Here is an 18,146-nt window from a genome sequence, read left to right as displayed (position 1 = left end):
TCGCTCCTTGATTACCCGACTTTTCCGCCCGATAGGACTGAAGCCACTGTAAGTGCTGCATGTCTCACCACTTGTGACAGGGCGCCCCGATCCCTACACTAACTAGGTCAGCGTTTTACTGCTTTCCCCGGGGGTGCACTGGTTTCGACGGGGGTCGCGAAGTCGCTTGGCGCATGCCGAGGGGGCAGCTTTCCTCGTTAATCCAGCAGCAAACTTTTAGTTGCCAACGATGACAACTACGGTTCGGACTTCGCTATCGCCGCTTAATTGGCTTTAGTTGTAGTTCTACAGCCGCCTAAGGCGAACCCCCGAACCTACTTGTGCCCGTGCTCGTAGGTGTAGGGTCATTATCACGGAACCATCGGTAGTGGCTGCCTGTCAGCTACCGGTTAGATAAAGCAGGCTGGTTTCCAGGTGCGCTTTGCCAACCGTGCTGCCCGGGAATGAGATCTAACGGAGGGCTAAGCATGTAGTGCTGGGGATGGAGTGCTTCCGGACGGCGGTTCGATTCCGCCCACCTCCACCATCTGATCGCGGAAAAGAGCAGTAAGCGCTTGATTCTGCGAAGGTTAGGCCCGGGGTTTGATGTTCAGTTTGAGCCTGCGTTAGGTATCAAACGAGGTATCAAACCCCGTGCCGAAGCCTTATTTTCTGCGCCGCCCTGCTGGGCTCTATGTGCGCTTCTTCGTCCCGACCGACCTCCAAGCCCTCATCGGCTCACGCTACCTTGTCCGTCCGGTGCACTTGTCCCTGGGTGATGCTGCACGTTTGGCCGTAGCTCGAACGGCTGTGGCACTCTCCGAAGCATTCGATCGGATGCGGCAGGGAGCGAGCAGCGTGAAGGACGATTTGCTGAGCCAGGCGCTGGCCGCATTGCAAGGGAACGAAGCCCGCCCCTACACCATCAAGGTCGGCGGCGTGGAGCTCTCTGCAAACGGAGCGGACGATCATGCTCGGCTGCTGGACGCGCTGAAACACCTCCCTCTTCAGCAACTGGCTTCTGTGAAGAGCGCCGGACCGCTGCTGTCAGAGCGCGCCACCATCCACATCAGTGAAATGCGGCGTGTGGGGCGAAGCGCGAAAAACGTGCTCGACACCGAGCACAGCCTGGGGCTGTTTGTGGCCCTTGTCGGCGACAAGCCAGTCGAAGACTACAAGACCGATGACGTCCGAAAGTTCCTGGATGCGCTTGAGCACTACCCCAGCAATGCCACCAAGAAGGCAGTGTTCGCCGGCCTTACCCCTATCGAAATCCTGAGCAAGGCGCGGCAAGGTGGTCATGAACTACTGAGCATGCGCACCAAGGAAAAGCATCGGGATCGTATTGCATCCTTCTTCAACGTCTTGGCGAACGAAGACCTGATTAGTCGCCCCTGAAAAACCCCCTTCAAGCACCAAAGGTCAGCGGCGACCGGTGCGCCAGGCTCAAGGATGCCCCTGCCATCGCCTGCAACCAGGCACGCAAAAAGGCGATCCAGCGCATCAGCCAGCGCAGGTTGTAGCCGGCGGCGCAGCCGAGCACGTGCAGTGCATCGCCTTGGGCACCCTTTAGATAACAGCGATTCAAGCGGCAGTCCTGTTTCAGATGTCCAATCACCGGCTCCACCGCTTGCCGGCGTTTGATCCAGCTCCATTGCCGTCGTGTCAGCGTCTTGGCCTTGCCGCGATGCAGGATCTGCACGCCATCTACCTCACGTCCGCGATACCCCAGGTCCACGATCGCTACCTGCGGGGTTACATTCACATCCTGCAGCAACCCACGCGTCTGCTCCAGCTGCTCGGCCAACGTATCGCCGTCGTAAGGATTGCCGGGAAAACTGCGCGCGCCCACGATCAAGCCTTTGCGCGCACTCACCGCAATGCCGACCTTGACGCCAAATTCGTAAGGTGTCCTCGCCTTGCCCTTGCTCATGCATTCCACTTCCGGCGCATGCAGGGCGTAGAGCTTTTGCTTGTCCTTGGGGCGTTGTGTCAACACCCGTTGTGCGCGTTCCAGCCAGACACTGATGCGCTCACGCACCAAGGGGTCCAGCTTGCGTTGCAGATCGCGTAATACGCGTCCCAGGAGCGTGCGTTGGCGTCGCAGCACCTTGTGCATGCGCTTGAACTGGCGCGCATGCGCATAGCGCCCGGCCTTGCGGCTCAAGACCGGGCCTTGCCGCGCATAGGTCTGTCGTAGTGCGATGCCGTGGCGCTTGGCCAGCAGCACCAGCTTCTTGCGCGCCACCTCCAGCAGCCGGCTGTCGGTGGGATGGGCGATCGCCTTTTCCTGCACGGTGGTGTCCACGATCACCCGCGACAACTCGCGTGCATCCACCGCCTTCATCGCATGCGCGGTGTTGATCGTGTGCGCCAATAGCTCTTCCATGCCCGCTTCGCCCAGACGCTGTCGCCAACGTGTCAGGGAACTGGGATCGCACGGCAAGCAGGTCTGGAATACCACCTCGCCGGTGAAGAACTGCCAGTACGGATTTTCCAGCCAGCGCGCGCATACGGCCTCGTCGGACAGGTCGTAGGCGTGCTTGAGGTAGAGCAGCCCGGCGATCAGACGCATCGGCAGGCCGGGCCGTCCGCCGCTGGCAGTTGTGGCCGGCAATCGTGGCGATAGCGCCTGCTCCAACACACTCCACGGCAGCCGATGGCTTAGTTGAACCAGTGGATGGCGCAGGTCGATCTGGTTTTCCAGACGCGAACGAAACAACTCATCGGCAGGTAAGTGATCGGCAGCGGGACGGCGTGTGCGCATGGGCGAAAACTGCCAGAAACCAGTGCGTACATTAACGAAAACTGGCAGTTCCAGCACGTCGAAAATGCGGGGAAAGCCCTGCAATGGATGTGGTTTGGGGGTTTTTCAGGGGCGACTAATGAGCACGGCATCTCGCTTCCGATTTCCCAACAAATCACCGGCCACGAACTGACGCTTCCACCAGGCTTGAAGCATTACGTTGACCCACCTTCTGTCCCCGCTCGCTTTTCGGCTATTGAACAGTTTGGCCCTCCGCTTCCTCTACCCGCTTACACGCCAGGGCAGTTTGATCGTGCGTTCAAGCAGGTTCGTCACATGGAACGACGACGCGAGCAGGCGGCAAAGAAGAGGACGACTAAGGCGCGAACAACAGGATGGAAGAATTCGATCAACGAAAGTTGAAAATGCCCCAACGCTGGAGCGTTGAGGCATTTGGTATAGAGAGCTTAGAACGCTGCACAACAACAACATCAGATTTAGAGATTAGCCGACGTTCTGCGGAGGACCTACGTCAACAACCGGCATTTTGCCGCCACAGCTACCGTAGCAGCCGCCACCGATCAATACACCACCACCACTGCCGCCACCTGATCTGGCACTACCGCCGCCGCCCGAGCTACCACCGGTCGTTGTCTGCTGCTGGATCTGCTCTGCCATTTCCTGAGCCTTTTTACCGCAGGGCTTTTCGATGTAGACCATAGCACGACCGGTATACATCAAAATCTTGACGGAATAGGACACATACCCTTTATAAGAGTTGGCCACCCAGTTACTTTCACCCAGCACTCGTGACGCAGAAGTATCAAGCTTCTTCATGAATGCTGCGTTGGCTGGATTTGAATAATCACTAAATTTCGGCAGATCGGCCAAACCAACCTGGATGGGCGGCAGTGGCGGCATCGGCAATTCAGAGCATGCAATCGCAATACCCACTAAGCCACTCAAGGACAAAACAGCAAAACCAACCCTTTTTCCAATCCCCATTTCAACTCACTCCTTGATAAAAACAACAGAAAACTATTGTCCCCCGATGGGACGCTTATCCAAAATCGGCGCGACGCCGTGCTTAGAAATATAAATTTGATTTATTGCCTGATTCAGGCGCAAAGCCTCAGATTCGCCAAGCATTTTCTGCTCGGTCGTAAGGGGCTTTGCGATCATGACTTCTCTGGTTATTCCGGCTCGGGCATCGCCCCGCATTTCCGCCACACGCGACACCGCATAAGCCGCCACAGGATCGCCATTGGCACTCCCCCCCTGATAAGACGCAAGCATATTCAGTGCAAAAAGATTGCCTTCCGCTCCTGCATCCACAAGACGTTGTTGAGCTTTTGGATCGGTTGGCAGCAGTCTCGCGTCAAGCATTGCTTGTGCCGCGATATCACCTGCCTCGGCAGCTTGCTTGAGAAGCGCCTCTGGAGCGAGCATATAAGCTTCTAGCTGCTTCTCGTTTGGATAGCCATGTCGGTCGAGCCACTTTTGCTCGGCTTTGCTTTCGGCAAATCCTGGATCGTTCTCTAAACTCATTCCATCGCGTGTGCGAGGAATTTCAGGAAACGGGTGTCTAATGCTCGATGCAGACGACTGAGTAGAAGACTGGGCAGATGCAGCCAAACCGGAAGAACCGGACATTTTCTCAGTCGAAGATTTATTTTTTTCCGACCTTACTCCATGCTGAGGCGCTTCATTTTTTTTAGCCTCCTGCATCCAAACAATGCCACCCACAACAACAGCTAAAACAAGGGCACTTAGCCCAACTGCTTTATTACTCATGACGACCTTAAGAGTATTTCCGTTACAACTGCACGACGTGCAGTCCCCTTTCCTGCGTAAATTCTGCGGCCGCGTTCGCTTGATGTCAATTAGTGCTTCACGAACCTTGCGAAGAAGGGTTGCGAAGAACGAAGTCAAGCTTGAACTGTCTTTTAGCCTCTACAATCCCATTCATCCGATCGCTCACAAGAGCTTGTACGCGACGTCCCCCCGATTTTGAGTAGCGCCGCAGTTTGGAGTCCAATTCCCTACCCGAAGGAGATTGGACGTGAAGAAGCGTTTTACTGACGAGCAGGTCATCGGCTTTCTGCGCGAAGCCGAAAGCGGCGTGGCAATCAAGGATCTGTGCCGGCGCCATGGCTTCAGCGAGGCCTCCTACTACCTGTGGCGCAGCAAGTTTGGCGGGATGAGCGTGCCCGATGCCAAGCGACTCAAGGACCTGGAGGCAGAGAACACGCGCCTGAAGAAGCTGCTCGCCGAGCAGGTGTTCCAGAACGATCTGATCAAGGAGGCACTGCAAAAAAAATGGTGAGCGCACCGGCGCGTCGTGCGCTGGTGCGCGAGTGGATCGGGCGAGGGGCCAGCGAGCGTTGCGCGTTGGCCGCGATCGGCATGAGCGCCAGTGCGCTGCGCTATTGCCCGCGCGAGGACCGCAACGTTGCGCTACGCGAGCGCATCGTGGAACTGGCGCATCGCCACAAGCGCTACGGCGTGGGGATGATCTATCTCAAGCTGCGCCAGGAAGGGCGCCTGGTGAACTACAAGCGTGTGGAGCGCTTGTACCGCGAGCAGCAGCTGCAAGTCCGCCGCCGCAAGCGCAAGAACGTGCCAGTGGGCGAGCGTCAGCCGTTGCTGCGTCCATTGCAGGCCAACCAGGTGTGGTCGATGGACTTTGTGTTCGACCGCACCGCCGACGGCCGGGCGATCAAGTGCTTGGTGATCGTGGACGACGCCACACACGAAGCGGTCGCCATCGAGGTGGAGCGTGCAATCTCGGGCCATGGCGTGACGCGTGTGCTGGATCGGCTCGCCATCAGCCGCGGCTTGCCGCAGGTGATCCGCACCGACAACGGCAAGGAGTTCTGCGGCAAGGCGATGGTCGCTTGGGCGCATGCGCATGGGGTGCAGCTGCGGCTGATCCAACCCGGCAAGCCAAACCAGAACGCCTATGTCGAATCGTTCAACGGCCGGTTGCGCGATGAATGCCTCAACGAGCACTGGTTCCCGACACTGCTGCACGCACGCACCGAGATCGAGCGCTGGCGACGCGAATACAACGAGGAGCGACCCAAGAAAGCAATCGGCGGCATGACGCCCTCCGCGTATGCCCAACAGCTGGCCAACACCCATATCATCAACCCCGGACTCTAGACCCGGCCGCTACTCAGGATGGGGGGACGTCGGTATCAAAGCAAACCCATCCATTGAGTTCTAATTTCTTTAGGATCAATGGGTTGTTTGAGGGCGTTTACAGGCTCCGCCCACCTCCACCAAATAACGGTCCTAAGACGGCCGACTAAGGCCGGGAAGTCTCGATGCAGAGAGTTCCCGGCCTTTTTCATGGGCGTTGCATGGCACCACCGCAGATTGCGCCTGTTGCGTCAGTTAGTGACGCGCGTTGGGGGTTCGTGGCTGCGGGCGGCTGGCTCTGAAAGCGCGTCGGCAGACTCATCACGCGCAATGGCCTCACCGCGAAGTTGATCGAAGAGTGCGAGCAGTTCGCTGGCTTCCTGCTGCGGCAAGACCAGGGCGCTCTTGTTGGGCTCTTCCATTGCACCGGCTCCGGTGACGCCTGGCGGCGTCCTGATCGAATTCACAGCAAGCTGCGTGCCAGCCCCAGAACCTGTCGCTCAGAGCTGTTCGCGCTGCTGTTGCGCTTTGGCGTGCATCGCTTCGAGCGTGACCATGCCGGCCACGCGGGCAGCGGTCATGGCGCTGCGGTGATCTTCAAACGCCGGCGACAGCGTGGCGCCTGCCAGTTCTGCGGCCGGGCCAATGCCGATCTGCGCGATGTGCCAATCGGCAATCCAGCCGTGGGCACGTGCAGCGCCCCTGGCGGCATGACAGGTCAGCTGGTACTTGCCTAGAAAGATGACCAACGGGTGCCCTTCCGAATCGCGGCCGATGAGGATACCGCCGCATCGTCGCGGCCGGGGGCACGGTCCCGTCTGCCAGCTGACTCGCTAAGCAGAGTGAAGCGCAGGCACGCCGCTTGCATCGGCCTCAACCAGACAAACGGTGTTGGGGAACACGGTGTTGACCAAGAAAGCAAAATGCCATGCCGCCGGAGCCTTACTGCTCGGCGGGATGATCTTCGTGCTGATCGGCGTGGGCGGCTACCTGACCACGCAGCGCTCGCTGGCCGACGCCGGCTGGGTGACGCATACGCAGGAGGTGATTGCCAGCATCGACGAGATCCAGGCGGGCATGCTGTCGGCCGAATCGTCGGTACGTGGCTATGTGCTGACCGACAACGAAGCCTTCCTGGGCGTGTATGCCGAGGCAATCGGCCGCCTGCCGGAACGCATTGTGCGGCTGGATGCACTGGTGCAGGACAACGCGGTGCAGCGGCGTCATGTCGTGCTGCTGGGCCGCCTGGTGGACGCACGCCTGGTGCAGATCGACGACCTGTTGCACAGCTATCGCACGCAGGGCCTGGACGGCGCGCGCGCCTCGATCGCACGCGGCGTGTTCCAGACCTCTTCGTCGCTGCGTCGCCAGGTACAGACCATGACGGAGCTGGAGCGGCAGCAGCTGGTGAGGCGTAACGCCGCCACCTCGCGCAGTGCGCAATGGGTGCTGTGGGTGACGGTGATCGGCATCGTCAGCGGCCTGCTGGTGATGCTGCTGGCCTACCGTTTGCTGTCGCGCGAGCTGGAACGGCGCACGCGTGCCGAGGACCAGGCCAGCCATACCAGCGAGCGCCTGATCGAGTCGTTCGCGGCACTCGAACGGACCTCCGCCGGGCTGGAGGCACTGGCGCGTTATTCCGGGCTGCTGCAGAACTGCCGCGATGCCGAAGAAGCACTGGAAATCACTGCACGCACGATTGCGCCGCTGATTCCCGGCGCAGCCGGTGCGGTGTACCTGCTGCGCGCATCGCGCGATCGCGCCGAACAGGTCGTTGCCTGGGGCGCGATGGCCGACGACGACAGCGCCAGCATCGCACCGGACAACTGCTGGGCGCTGCGCCGCGACCGCACCCATGTGGTGATGGACGCCAGCCAGGGCATGCTGTGTCAGCATGCCGGCGTCAATCTCCCGGCACATGCGGGCACAGCCTGCATACCGTTATCGGCACAAGGCACGCAGCTGGGGATGTTGGCGTTGCGCAGCGAAGACCCAAGCGACCTCGCATCGTTGACCGTGGCCGAGGCGGCCGCAGAACAACTCTCGTTGGCGCTGCACAACCTGCGCTTGCGCGAAACGCTGCGTCAGCAATCGATCCGCGACCCGCTGACCGGCCTGTATAACCGCCGCTATCTGGAAGAAGCGCTCAACCACGAACTGGCGCGCTGTACGCGTCGGGTGCTGCCGCTATCGGTATTGATGCTGGATGTGGATCACTTCAAGCAGTTCAACGACCTGCATGGCCACGGCGGCGGCGACCGCGTGCTGGCGGCCATTGGCGAGTTGCTGCTGGCGCAGACGCGCGGCGAGGACATCTGCTGCCGCTACGGTGGCGAAGAATTGACGATCATCCTGCCCGAGGTGGACCTGCCCACCGCATGCATGATGGCCGAGAAGCTGCGCGCCGCCATCGAAGCACTGCAGGTGATGAACGATGGCGTTTCGCTGCCGAACGTCACCGCATCGTTCGGTGTCGCCAGCTTCCCCGATCAGGCCGGAACGGTGGCGCAGCTGTTGCGACGGGCCGACGAGGCGCTGTACCGCGCCAAACAGGGCGGCCGCAATCAGGTGGCGAGTGCGGGCGTGCCTGCAGCGGCGATGTGAGCGCGACTGAGCGGGAGGGCGTCACTCGAACGCCTGCATCAGCGTCAATCGGCATGATCGATGGTTACATCGGCGTGTAGCGCTCGCCGCATCAGTGCTCCGATAGAAGCGACTGCACGACAAGCTGCGTCGCTTGAGTACGCAGCGCATCCTGGCAAGCATCGCCCAGGCAGATGCAGTCGAACTTATAGGGCCAAAAAACGTAGCGAGCGCCCGCCGATGAGTGCGGGCGGCCTGGAGGAACCGGAGCGTCTGCGCGGTACATGCCAAGCACCGAACGCGCCCGCCTGGCGACCGAGCAGGTGGCCTCTCCGCCGTTGCTTATAGCAAGACCTCAGCGGCAGGCATGCCCAGCGTCGTCGGTCGGAATCAGGCCTGCGCCGGCCAGCATGCCATCGATGCGCGTGCGCACATAGGCTGCATCCTCCTGCGCGGCACTGCTCAGGATCGCTTCGGCGCGCGCCTGAAAATCCAGATAGTCGAAGTCTGCATCTTCGTCGGCCGCCAACTGCGGCAGTTCGTCCTGCAGCGCGTCCAGACGTATATCGAGTTCTTCGCGGGTGGGCATGGCAGACTCCGACGACAAAGACGATACGGTTGCGGCAAGGCCGTCAAGGATATGCGAAGCCTTGCGCTGCAACGCTTGATTTTCCGACCCGTTGCCGCGATGAAGACGCACTCAACTTTGACAACACCCGGCCGATAATGTTGCCGACTCCTACAGAACCTTCCCTGTGATCCTCCACCTGCGGCGGGATTTCCGCCTTGGCATCGTCAAGATGCTTGGGCCAATCACCGCGCTGTTGCTTTGCCTCTATGCGGTATACCTGGCCATGACCGGTCAGGCAGTTGCGTGCCTGGTCACCGCGTCGCTGGGATTGCTGGCAGTCTGGCGCGGCTGGCAGATGCGCAGCGCTGAAAGCACTGGCGCCGGTGGCGTGTGGCTGGCGTCGATCAATGTCGCCGGCTGCCTGGTGGCATGCTGGACCGGCGGCGATGGTGCCCTGCCCTGGCTGTTTCCGGTGCTGGCCACCAATTACTTTCTGTGCGGGCCGCAACGTGCGGTACTTTTGAGCCTGCCACTATTGGCGGCGTTATTGTTCTTGCCCGGTTTGATCGTCAGCCCGGGCCAGGGCGTGTCCACGATCGTGGTGACGCTGGTGACGTTGGCGGTGGGCTATGCGTTCTCGCTGCGCATGCAGGACGACCGCGTGCATCTGGAAGAGCTGGCCTCGCTGGATGCGCTGACCGGCTTGCCCAACCGCCGCATGCTCGAACGGGCGCTCACCCATCAGATTGATCAACGCCAGCCGCAGGAGCGGCTCAACAGCCTGATCATTCTGGATCTGGATCACTTCAAGGAGGTCAACGATCTGTACGGGCATGCCGCAGGCGACGCGGCGCTGTCGGATCTGGCTACCATCCTGCGCTACGAAGTGCGCGAACCGCATCAGGTGTTCCGTTTTGGCGGCGAAGAATTCGTGGTACTGCTGCGCGCCGGCTCGCTGGCGGAACTGGAAGCGGCCACCGAACGGTTGCGCAAGGTGATACGCAACGGCCTGCGCGGACCGGGCGGACGCATTACCGTCTCGCTGGGTGCTGCCCGCCATAATGGCGAAACGCATTGGCAGGACTGGTTTTCGCGTGCCGATGCGGCGCTGTATCTGGCCAAGAACGGCGGACGCGACAGCGTGCGGGTTGCCGACTGAGCGGCACGCTGCGCTGGGTAGCCAGGGCGCACTGCTTGAACCGTAGGCCGCCGCGCGCGGCGCGCAAGCCATGCAACAGCCCCGCATTGCCTTGTGGGCGCCTCAGACATCGCGCCCCGCCTTCCATCCGATCACCACGTCCTGGTGGCTGACCACGTCGCGTCATGCGTCGGTCAATCGAAGCGGGGCGACCCATTGGCCGCCCCGCTTGCCTCTCAACGCTCGACCACGGCCACCGGAACGGCAGGCGCTTGGTCCTGCTTCCAGCCGCCCAGCGCCTTGTACACGCCGACCACACGGACATTGACCGCCGCCTCGGCCTGCGCCAAGGCGTCGTCCGCCGCCAGTTGGGTGCGCTGTGCATCCAGCAGGGTGAGGAAGTCTTCCGAGCCCTCGCGGTAGCGGATATGCGCCAGCTGTTCGGCACGCCGCGCGGCCTTGGCCTGCTCCACGATGGTCGCCAGACGTGCCTGCTGGCGGCCATATCCGATCAAGGCGTTTTCGGTGTCTTCCAGTGCCAGCAGGACAGTTTGCTGGTACTGCGCCAAGGCGCCCTCGGCTTGCGCCTTGCTCGCACGCAGGCGCGCACGCACGGTGCCGAGGTCGAACGCCGCCCAGCTGATCGACGGGGTAATCGACCAAGCCTTGGCGTTGCCCTCGGTCAACCTGGCGGCATCGCCGGACAGGAAGCCGACAAACCCGCTCACGCTGATACGCGGGAACAGATCCGCCGTGGCCACGCCGACCTGCGCGGTGGCCGCCGCCAGCCGGCGTTCGGCGCTACGCACATCCGGACGCTGACGCAGCAGCCCGGCGGTGTCGCCCAGCGGCAACGGGCGTGCGAACGCCGGCATGTTGCGTGCCACCAGGGTGGCATCCAGCGCGTCCGGCGGCTGCCCAAGCAACACGGCCAGACGATGGCGGTACTGCGCTTCGGCGGTTTCCAGCAACGGGATATCCGCTTCGATCGCCTTCAACCGCGCCAGGCTGCTCTGCACCTCCAGCTCGCTGCCGGCGCCCAGGTCCCAGCGCGTTTGCGTGAGCCTTTGGGTATCGCGCAGATTGATCAGGGTGCGCTTGGAGACATCGAGCTGCTTCTGCGTGCCGCGCAATTGGAAGTAATTGCGCGCCACTTCGGCAGCCACCGTGACCTGTACGTCCTGCAGGTTGGCCTGCTCGGCGTCCAGATCGGCACGTGCCGCTTCCGAGGCACGGCGTTGACGGCCGAACAGATCCAGCTCCCAGGCCGCATCCAGACCCAGTGTGGTCTGTTCAGTCAGGAAACGCTGGTTACCGGCAATTACCTGCTGTTGTTCGCGCCGATCGAAGCTGCTTTGCGCGGTGATGTGCGGCGCCTGGTCCAGACGACGCTCGACGAACACCGCGCGCGCCTGCTTGACGCGCGACACGGCGATGCGCAGATCGTGGTTGGCGAACAGCGCGTCGCGCACCAGTTGCTCCAGCACCGGGTCGTCGAACTGCGACCACCAGTTGCCGACCGGCGATTCGGCGCTGAAGGCAGCGTCCTGCGCGCCCTGCAGCGTGACCGATGCGGGCGGGTCGGGCCGGTAATCCGGCCCCACCGCGCAACCGCTGAGCACCAGCGCGGCCAGCGCCGCGCCGAGCAATGTTCTTACCATGGCAAAGTTTCTCCCAGGTGGGTGTAGCTGCCGGTGGCGCCATGCGCGTCCAGCAGCGCCATCTGCACGCTGCTTTGCGCGCCCTGCTCCACCTCGATCTCGCCGCCGCCACCGTTCATGTCGGTTTTGACGTAACCCGGATGCACCGTATTGACCTTGATCGGGGTGTCGCGCAGTTCATAGGCCAGATGCACGGTCCAGCTGTTCAACGCGCTCTTGGACGCGTTGTAGGCCGGAATCTTGAAGTCATAGATCGGCGAGCCGGGCTGGCTGTGCAAGGTCAACGAGCCGAGGATGCTGGACACGTTGACGATGCGGCCGGCCAGCGAACGACGCAGCAGCGGCAGGAATGCCTTGGTCACGCCAACCACCGCAAACAGGTTGGTGTCGAAGGTGTTCTTCCACGCATCCAGGCTCTGCTCGGAGGGCTTGCGCTGGATGTCTTCGACCATGATGCCGGCGTTGTTGACCAGGATGTCCAGGTGGCCGTGGCGCTGCTCCACCGTGCCGACGGCAGCGGCGATGCTGATGTCGTCGTTGACGTCCAGTTGAATCGCTTCCACCGGCAGGCCTTCGGCCTGCAGCTTGAGGGCGGCGGCGACGGCGGCGTCGCGCTTGCGGCCGGCCAGCAGCGTGTGCACGCCGGCCTGGGCCAGTTGCCGAACGGTTTCCAGACCGATGCCACGAGTTGCGCCGGTGACCAGTGCAATTGTGCTGTTGCTCATTTCAATTTCCTTCAAATTGATGGAATGCACCACCGCGCTTACGCCTTGACGGGATCATGCGAGACGGCAGCCGGTGCGGCGGGTTGTTCGCCACGGGTCACCCACTTGCGCAGTGCCACGTAGAACACCGGGGTCAGGAACAGGCCGAACAAGGTCACACCGAGCATGCCGGCGAACACGGTGATGCCGGTGACCGAGCGCACTTCGGCGCCGGCGCCATGGCCGAGCACCAGCGGCACGGTGCCGGCGATGAAGGCGATGGAGGTCATCACGATCGGGCGCAGACGCAGGCGGCAGGCTTCCAGCGCGGCTTCAACGATGCCCTTGCCGTGCATTTCGAGTTCGCGGGCGAACTCCACGATCAGGATCGCGTTCTTGCACGCAAGGCCCATCAACACCACCAGCCCCACCTGCACGAACACGTTGTTGTCGCCGCCGGTGAGCCACACGCCGAATAAGGCAGACAGCAAGGTCATCGGCACGATCAGGATCACCGCCAGTGGCAACGTCCAGCTCTCGTACAACGCAGCCAGCACCAGGAACGCCAGCAATACCGCCATCGGGAACACGATCAGCGCCGAGTTACCCTGGATGGATTGCTGATAGCTCAGATCGGTCCACTGGATGTTCATGCCGTTGGGCAACACCTTCGGCGCCATGCCGGCCAGCGTCTGCATCGCCTGTGTGGACGAGAGCACGCGCGGGTCCGCTTCACCGATCAGGTCGGCGGCCGGGTAGCCGTTATAGCGGATCACCGGGTCCGGCCCGTAGGTCTGGCCCAGCGTGACCATGCTGCCGATCGGCACCATGTCGCCATTGGCGTTACGGGTACGCAGGTTGGCGATGTCTTCGACGCTGTCGCGAAACTGCCCATCGGCCTGGGCGATCACCTGATAGGTGCGACCGAAGCGATTGAAGTCGTTGATGTAGGCCGAGCCCAGGTAGGTCTGCAGCGTGTCGAACAGGTTGGTCAGCGGCACGCCCTGCGCCTTGGCCTTGTCGCGGTCGACCTTGGCGTCGAGCTGCGGCACGTTGGCCTGGTAGGTACCGATCGGGAACTGCATGCCCGGCGTCTGCGAGATCGCACCGGACATCGCATTGACCGCGCTCTGCAACTGGCCATAACCCAGACCCGCACGGTCCTGGATGTACAGCGAATAGCCCGAGCCCTGTCCCAGGCCCAGAATCGGCGGCGGCATGAAGGCGAACGCAAAGCCCTGCTGGATCTGGCTGATGCGTGCATTGAGCTCGGCATTGATCTGCACGGCGCTGCGGCTGCGCTGACTGAACGGCTTGAGCGTGATGAACACCGTGCCGGTGTTGGGCGTGTTGGTGAACTGCAGCGGATTCAAACCGGGAAACGCGGCGGTGTGATCCACGCCTTCGGTCTGCAGCGCAATCTGGCTGATCTGGCGGATCACCTCGTTGGTCCGCTCCAGCGACGCGCCTTCCGGCAGTTTGGTGCCGGCGATCAGGTACAGCTTGTCCTGGGTCGGAATGAAACCGCCCGGCACCACCTTGAACATGAAGCCGGTGGCCACCAGCAGCAGCAGGTACACCAGGAATACCGCACCACGCTTGCCCAGCGCCCGCGACACTGCGCCCTGATACTTGTGCGAGCTGCTGTTGAAGAAACGGTTGAACGGACGGAACAACCAGCCGAACAAACGATCGATCAACCGCGACGGGCCATCCTTCGGCGCGTCGTGCGCCTTGAGCAGCATCGCCGCCAGCGCCGGCGACAGGGTGAGCGAGTTGATCGCCGAGATCACCGTGGAAATGGCGATGGTCACCGCGAACTGCTTGTAGAACTGGCCGGTCACGCCCGATAGAAATGCCATTGGCACGAACACCGCGCACAGTACCAGCGCGATGGCGATGATCGGCCCGGACACTTCGCGCATTGCCTGATGCGCCGCAGCCAGCGGGGTGAGACCCTCTTCGATATTGCGCTCGACGTTTTCCACCACCACGATTGCGTCGTCGACCACGATGCCGATCGCCAGCACCAGCCCGAACAGGCTCAGCGTATTGATCGAGAAACCCAGCAGATACAACGCGGCAAACGTACCGACCACCGACACCGGCACCGCCAGCAACGGAATGATCGAAGCGCGCCAGGTCTGCAGGAACAGGATCACCACCAGCACCACCAACAGCACCGCTTCCAGCAGCGTGTGCACCACTGCGCTGATCGAGTCGCGCACGAACACGGTCGGGTCGTACGCAGCCGACCACGCCATGTCCTGCGGGAACTGCTTTTCCAGCTCGGCCATCTTGGCGCGCACTGCGTCGGACAATTCGATTGCGTTGGCACCTGGCGACTGGAACACGCCCATGCCCACCGCGTTCTGGTTGTCCAGCTGCGAGCGCAGGGTGTAGTTGCCGGCGCCCAGTTCCAGACGCGCCACGTCGCTCAGCCGCACGATCTCGCCGCTGTTGCCGCTGCGGATCACGATATTGCCGAACTCTTCTTCGGTGGTGAGGCGGCCCTGCGCATTGATCGAGAGCAGGAAGTCGCTCTTGTTGGGCATCGGCTCGGCACCGAGCTGGCCGGCGGAGACCTGCACGTTCTGCTCGCGAATGGCGGCGACCACGTCGCTGGCGGTGAGCCCGCGCGCGGCGACCTTGTCCGGGTTCAACCAGATGCGCATGGCGTAGTCGCCGGCACCGAAGATCTGGATCTGGCCCACGCCCGGCAGGCGCGACAGCTCGTCCTTGACCTTCAAGGTGGCGTAATTGCTCAGGTACAACGAGTTGTACTTGCCCTTGGGCGAGGTCAGATGCACCACCATGGTCAGCGTCGGCGACTGCTTCTGCGTGGTCACGCCTTGCCGGCGCACGTCTTCGGGCAAGCGCGCCTGCGCCTGGCTGACGCGGTTCTGCACCTGCACCTGCGCCTGGTCCGGGTCGGTGCCGGGCTTGAAGGTCACGGTGACCACCAGCACGCCATCGGAGCCGGCCACCGACTTCATGTACATCATGTTTTCCACGCCGTTGATCGCTTCTTCAAGCGGCGTGGCGACGGTCTCGGCAATGACCTTGGGGTTGGCGCCCGGATACACCGCGCGCACCTGCACGCTCGGCGGTACCACTTCGGGGTATTCGCTGATCGGCAGCAGCGGCATGGCGATCAAGCCAGCCGCGAAGATGATGATCGACAGCACCGCGGCAAAGATCGGCCGGTCGATGAAAAAACGGGAAAAGTCCATTGGAATGGTCCTGAAAGAGGTTGCCGCCGGGTGGCGGCGCGGCACAGCGGCCCTGGGCCGGCCTGGTGACAAGGCCGGCGGTCATGGGCCGCGATGCAGCGATGAATCAGTGCAACCGTGGCAGGTGGTGCGCAATCGCCGGGCCGGCACGACTGCGCGCACGCTGCGCTGGCGATACCTAGTTGGAAGCGGTGCGCTTGTCCGCCGCCGGTGCCATGGCAACGGCCTTGGCATCGACCGGCATGCCGGGCATGAAGATCTTCTGCACGCCATCGACTACCACGCGGTCGCCGGCAGCCAGACCCTTGCGCACGATGCGCAGACCATCGGCACTGCGGCCGAGCTCCACATCGCGACGCTGCGCCTTGCCGTCCTTGTCGACCACGTACACGTACTTGCGGTCCTGGTCGGTCAACACGGCCTTTTCGTCCACCAGCATGGCCTTGAACTGGCCGCTGCCCAGCAGCTGCACGTGGGCGTACAGGCCCGGCGTGAACTGCCGCTGCGCGTTGTCCAGCACCGCGCGCACGCGGATGGTGCCGGTGCTGCGGGTCACCTGGTTGTCCAGGAAATCCACGCGCCCTGCGTGCGGGAAGCCCTGCTCGCCAACCAGGCCGATACGCACCGGCAATTGGCCGCCGCGCTCGTCCGGACGCTCGCCGTTGCGGGCCATCTGCGAGTAACGCAGGAAGGTGCCTTCATCGGCATCGAAGTACACGAACACCTTGTCCAGCGACACCAGCGTGGTCAGCACGCTGGCGCTGTCGCCGGCGGTGACCAGGTTGCCGGCGGTGACCATTGCGCGCCCGGCGCGGCCGTCGATCGGTGCGCGCACGCGGGTCCAGTCCAGGTTGAGCTTGGCGGTGTCTACCGCGGCCTGTGCGGCCAGCAGGTCGGCATCGGCCTGGTCGGCGGCAGCGCGGCGCTGCTCCCAGATTTCGGTGGAAATGGCCTGCTGGTCTGAGAGTTTGCGCGCACGTGTCGCTTCGCTGCGCGCCAGCGTGGCCTGCGTGCGGGCCCGCACCATCGCTGCGTTGGCGCGGGCAAAATCGGCGCGGTAGCTACGGTCGTCGATGCTGAAGAGCACATCGCCCTTCTTCACTTCGGCACCTTCGGTGTAGTTGACCTTGTCGATATAGCCGGACACGCGCGGACGCAGCTCGACGCTTTCCACCGGCTCGATGCGACCGCTGAATTCGTCCCATTGGCTGATCTCTTTCAGCAACACCGGCGCGACGCTGACGCTGGGCGGCGGCGGTGCACCGGTCTGCGCGGCACCACCGCCGCAGGCGGCAAGCACGACGGCGAGCACGGCGCCCGTCAACACAGTACGTAAAGGAAAACGGAACGGGGTGGCGTTCGTGGTCATGGGGAAATCTCTCGGGTGGGAATGGGAAATTGCAAACCTGCCAGCCGGTTCGCCGACGGTGCGGCATGCGGGAGACGACTGACGGTCACGATGGCTTGTCCGGGCTGGCCAGGTCCGGCAATCAGGGACACGGCGGCGCGGCCGACATCCACGGCGCGGATCCATTCCGGACACGCGTCCTTGGCGCGGCCGGGCGTACACACCGGCTGCTCGACCGACAGCAAGTGCACGCGCACGCCAAGCGGCTTTGCTTCTTCATGCAGCACCTGGGCGAGCATGCGGGTGGCAGCGGCAGCAATCGACATGTCGCCGTGCGCCGACCAGGCGCGCAATGCGCACGGGCTGCCCAGCAACACATAGCGCCCGCCGCCTTCGGCTTCGGCCAGCAATGGCAGCAGGTGGCGGGCCGCGGCCAGGTGCGGCAGCACATCGCGCTCGATCCGGCGGCGCAGCGCAGCGACCGGGCGGTCGAGCAGGCGGCCGGCCTTGAGCGGGCTGCCCAGGCTGGCGATCACCGCTGCCAGCGGACGTGGGCGCTGCGCCAGCTCGGTGGCAAGCGCCTGCGCCGAAGCGTCATCGGCGACCGAGCCTTGCACGGTTTCCAGCAGCGGCGAGTGGCCATGCTGCGCGCGCAGCGCGTCGAGCTTGGCGGCGGCGCGTCCAATCACCACGGTCGGCATGCCGGCGTCGAGCAAGGCGGCGACGAAGCCCGCGCCCACGTTACCCGCGCCACCAATGACGGCCGTCTCGGATTGGACCATCCCGGTCATGGGACTTTCACTCCCGACATCGGGACAATTCCACGCCGTACCCGTGACGGCAGTCCAGTCCGCTGCGCAGGCGCGCCGCCGGCCTGGCGCTTGGGCGAGGCTGCGAACGTGCGCGAAACGCTGGCGCGCGGGCTTCTTACCGGCCAAACCACAGGATCGAAGGCGCTTTCAATCGTGCTGCGGGAACTCGAGGGCAAGCCGAAGACATCGCACAACCACATGGCCGTGCTCCTGGGTGGAAGAGGTGC

The 18,146-nt window shown here is 62.9% G+C and carries 15 protein-coding genes, 1 other RNA gene and 2 pseudogenes; 6 read left to right on the top strand and 12 right to left on the bottom strand.

The genetic code is table 11. The annotated features are described in order from the left end of the window. Window positions 1-129: 129 nt before the first annotated feature. Window positions 130-526: a transfer-messenger RNA gene (gene ssrA, locus M3O59_RS07545) on the top strand. 107 nt (window positions 527-633) lie between these two features. Further along, window positions 634-1,371: pseudogene (locus M3O59_RS07540) on the top strand (integrase); the annotation flags it as partial. Window positions 1,372-1,387: 16 nt separating this feature from the next. On the opposite strand, the gene M3O59_RS07535 reads toward M3O59_RS07540, so the two are convergent. After that, window positions 1,388-2,746 carry an IS5 family transposase gene (locus M3O59_RS07535; RefSeq protein ID WP_330462196.1) on the bottom strand — a complete coding sequence of 453 codons (1,359 nt, stop codon included), beginning with the start codon at window positions 2,744-2,746 and terminating at the stop codon, window positions 1,388-1,390. A 117-nt stretch (window positions 2,747-2,863) separates the two neighbouring features. Here M3O59_RS07535 and M3O59_RS07530 point away from each other — a divergent pair. Further along, window positions 2,864-3,148: pseudogene (locus M3O59_RS07530) on the top strand (integrase); the annotation flags it as partial. Between the two features lie 81 nt (window positions 3,149-3,229). Here the strand turns inward: M3O59_RS07530 and M3O59_RS07525 are convergent. Continuing rightward, window positions 3,230-3,730 carry a hypothetical protein gene (locus tag M3O59_RS07525; protein ID WP_116907054.1) on the bottom strand — a complete coding sequence of 167 codons (501 nt, stop codon included), beginning with the start codon at window positions 3,728-3,730 and terminating at the stop codon, window positions 3,230-3,232. Window positions 3,731-3,763: 33 nt separating this feature from the next. After that, window positions 3,764-4,519, bottom strand: a complete 756-nt coding sequence (locus tag M3O59_RS07520) for a hypothetical protein (RefSeq protein WP_249047203.1) — start codon at window positions 4,517-4,519, stop codon at window positions 3,764-3,766. A gap of 268 nt (window positions 4,520-4,787) precedes the next feature. Between M3O59_RS07520 and M3O59_RS07515 the strand changes: the two genes are divergently transcribed. Then, window positions 4,788-5,890 (top strand): IS3 family transposase gene (locus tag M3O59_RS07515; protein WP_330462444.1). Its coding sequence is split into 2 segments (ribosomal slippage): window positions 4,788-5,037 and window positions 5,037-5,890, totalling 1,104 coding nucleotides; the frame shifts between segments, so codons are not numbered across the junction. A 230-nt stretch (window positions 5,891-6,120) separates the two neighbouring features. Here the strand turns inward: M3O59_RS07515 and M3O59_RS07510 are convergent. Further along, window positions 6,121-6,291, bottom strand: a complete 171-nt coding sequence (locus M3O59_RS07510; protein ID WP_162841563.1) for a hypothetical protein — start codon at window positions 6,289-6,291, stop codon at window positions 6,121-6,123. A gap of 78 nt (window positions 6,292-6,369) precedes the next feature. Beyond that, window positions 6,370-6,618 (bottom strand): hypothetical protein, encoded by a 249-nt coding sequence (locus tag M3O59_RS07505; RefSeq protein WP_116906889.1) that lies wholly within the window; start codon window positions 6,616-6,618, stop codon window positions 6,370-6,372. Window positions 6,619-6,826: 208 nt separating this feature from the next. On the opposite strand from M3O59_RS07505, the gene M3O59_RS07500 reads away from it, so the two are divergent. Then, window positions 6,827-8,473: a sensor domain-containing diguanylate cyclase gene (locus tag M3O59_RS07500; protein ID WP_147308593.1), complete on the top strand. Its 1,647-nt coding sequence runs from the start codon at window positions 6,827-6,829 to the stop codon at window positions 8,471-8,473. Between the two features lie 334 nt (window positions 8,474-8,807). Here the strand turns inward: M3O59_RS07500 and M3O59_RS07495 are convergent, their stop codons facing one another. After that, window positions 8,808-9,113, bottom strand: coding sequence for a hypothetical protein (locus M3O59_RS07495; RefSeq protein WP_064634480.1), 306 nt, complete (start codon window positions 9,111-9,113; stop codon window positions 8,808-8,810). A 94-nt stretch (window positions 9,114-9,207) separates the two neighbouring features. On the opposite strand from M3O59_RS07495, the gene M3O59_RS07490 reads away from it, so the two are divergent. Further along, window positions 9,208-10,182: a GGDEF domain-containing protein gene (locus M3O59_RS07490; protein ID WP_116906891.1), complete on the top strand. Its 975-nt coding sequence runs from the start codon at window positions 9,208-9,210 to the stop codon at window positions 10,180-10,182. A gap of 215 nt (window positions 10,183-10,397) precedes the next feature. On the opposite strand, the gene M3O59_RS07485 is transcribed toward M3O59_RS07490, so the two are convergent. The 6 genes from M3O59_RS07485 to M3O59_RS07460 all read right to left on the bottom strand — a co-directional run bounded on the left by M3O59_RS07485 (window position 10,398) and on the right by M3O59_RS07460 (window position 18,119). Further along, a complete protein-coding gene (locus tag M3O59_RS07485; protein ID WP_116906892.1) occupies window positions 10,398-11,822 on the bottom strand; it encodes an efflux transporter outer membrane subunit in 1,425 nt (474 codons plus the stop codon). Further along, window positions 11,816-12,547 (bottom strand): SDR family oxidoreductase, encoded by a 732-nt coding sequence (locus M3O59_RS07480; protein WP_116906894.1) that lies wholly within the window; start codon window positions 12,545-12,547, stop codon window positions 11,816-11,818. Before M3O59_RS07480 ends, M3O59_RS07485 begins: the two co-directional genes overlap by 7 nt. Window positions 12,548-12,585: 38 nt before the next feature. Beyond that, window positions 12,586-15,759 (bottom strand): efflux RND transporter permease subunit, encoded by a 3,174-nt coding sequence (locus M3O59_RS07475; RefSeq protein ID WP_064634483.1) that lies wholly within the window; start codon window positions 15,757-15,759, stop codon window positions 12,586-12,588. Between the two features lie 178 nt (window positions 15,760-15,937). Further along, window positions 15,938-17,128, bottom strand: coding sequence for an efflux RND transporter periplasmic adaptor subunit (locus M3O59_RS07470; protein WP_064634484.1), 1,191 nt, complete (start codon window positions 17,126-17,128; stop codon window positions 15,938-15,940). Continuing rightward, window positions 17,125-17,898 carry an SDR family NAD(P)-dependent oxidoreductase gene (locus M3O59_RS07465; RefSeq protein WP_064634485.1) on the bottom strand — a complete coding sequence of 258 codons (774 nt, stop codon included), beginning with the start codon at window positions 17,896-17,898 and terminating at the stop codon, window positions 17,125-17,127. Before M3O59_RS07465 ends, M3O59_RS07470 begins: the two co-directional genes overlap by 4 nt. Further along, a complete protein-coding gene (locus M3O59_RS07460; RefSeq protein WP_064634486.1) occupies window positions 17,895-18,119 on the bottom strand; it encodes a hypothetical protein in 225 nt (74 codons plus the stop codon). The genes M3O59_RS07465 and M3O59_RS07460 overlap by 4 nt, the downstream gene beginning before the upstream one ends. Window positions 18,120-18,146: the final 27 nt, after the last annotated feature.

Origin of the sequence: Xanthomonas nasturtii (assembly GCF_023337365.3) — a bacterium.
Lineage (GTDB): Bacteria > Pseudomonadota > Gammaproteobacteria > Xanthomonadales > Xanthomonadaceae > Xanthomonas > Xanthomonas nasturtii.
The sequence above is the reverse complement of the archived record's forward strand: the minus strand, read 5'-3'. Positions and strand labels throughout refer to the sequence as shown.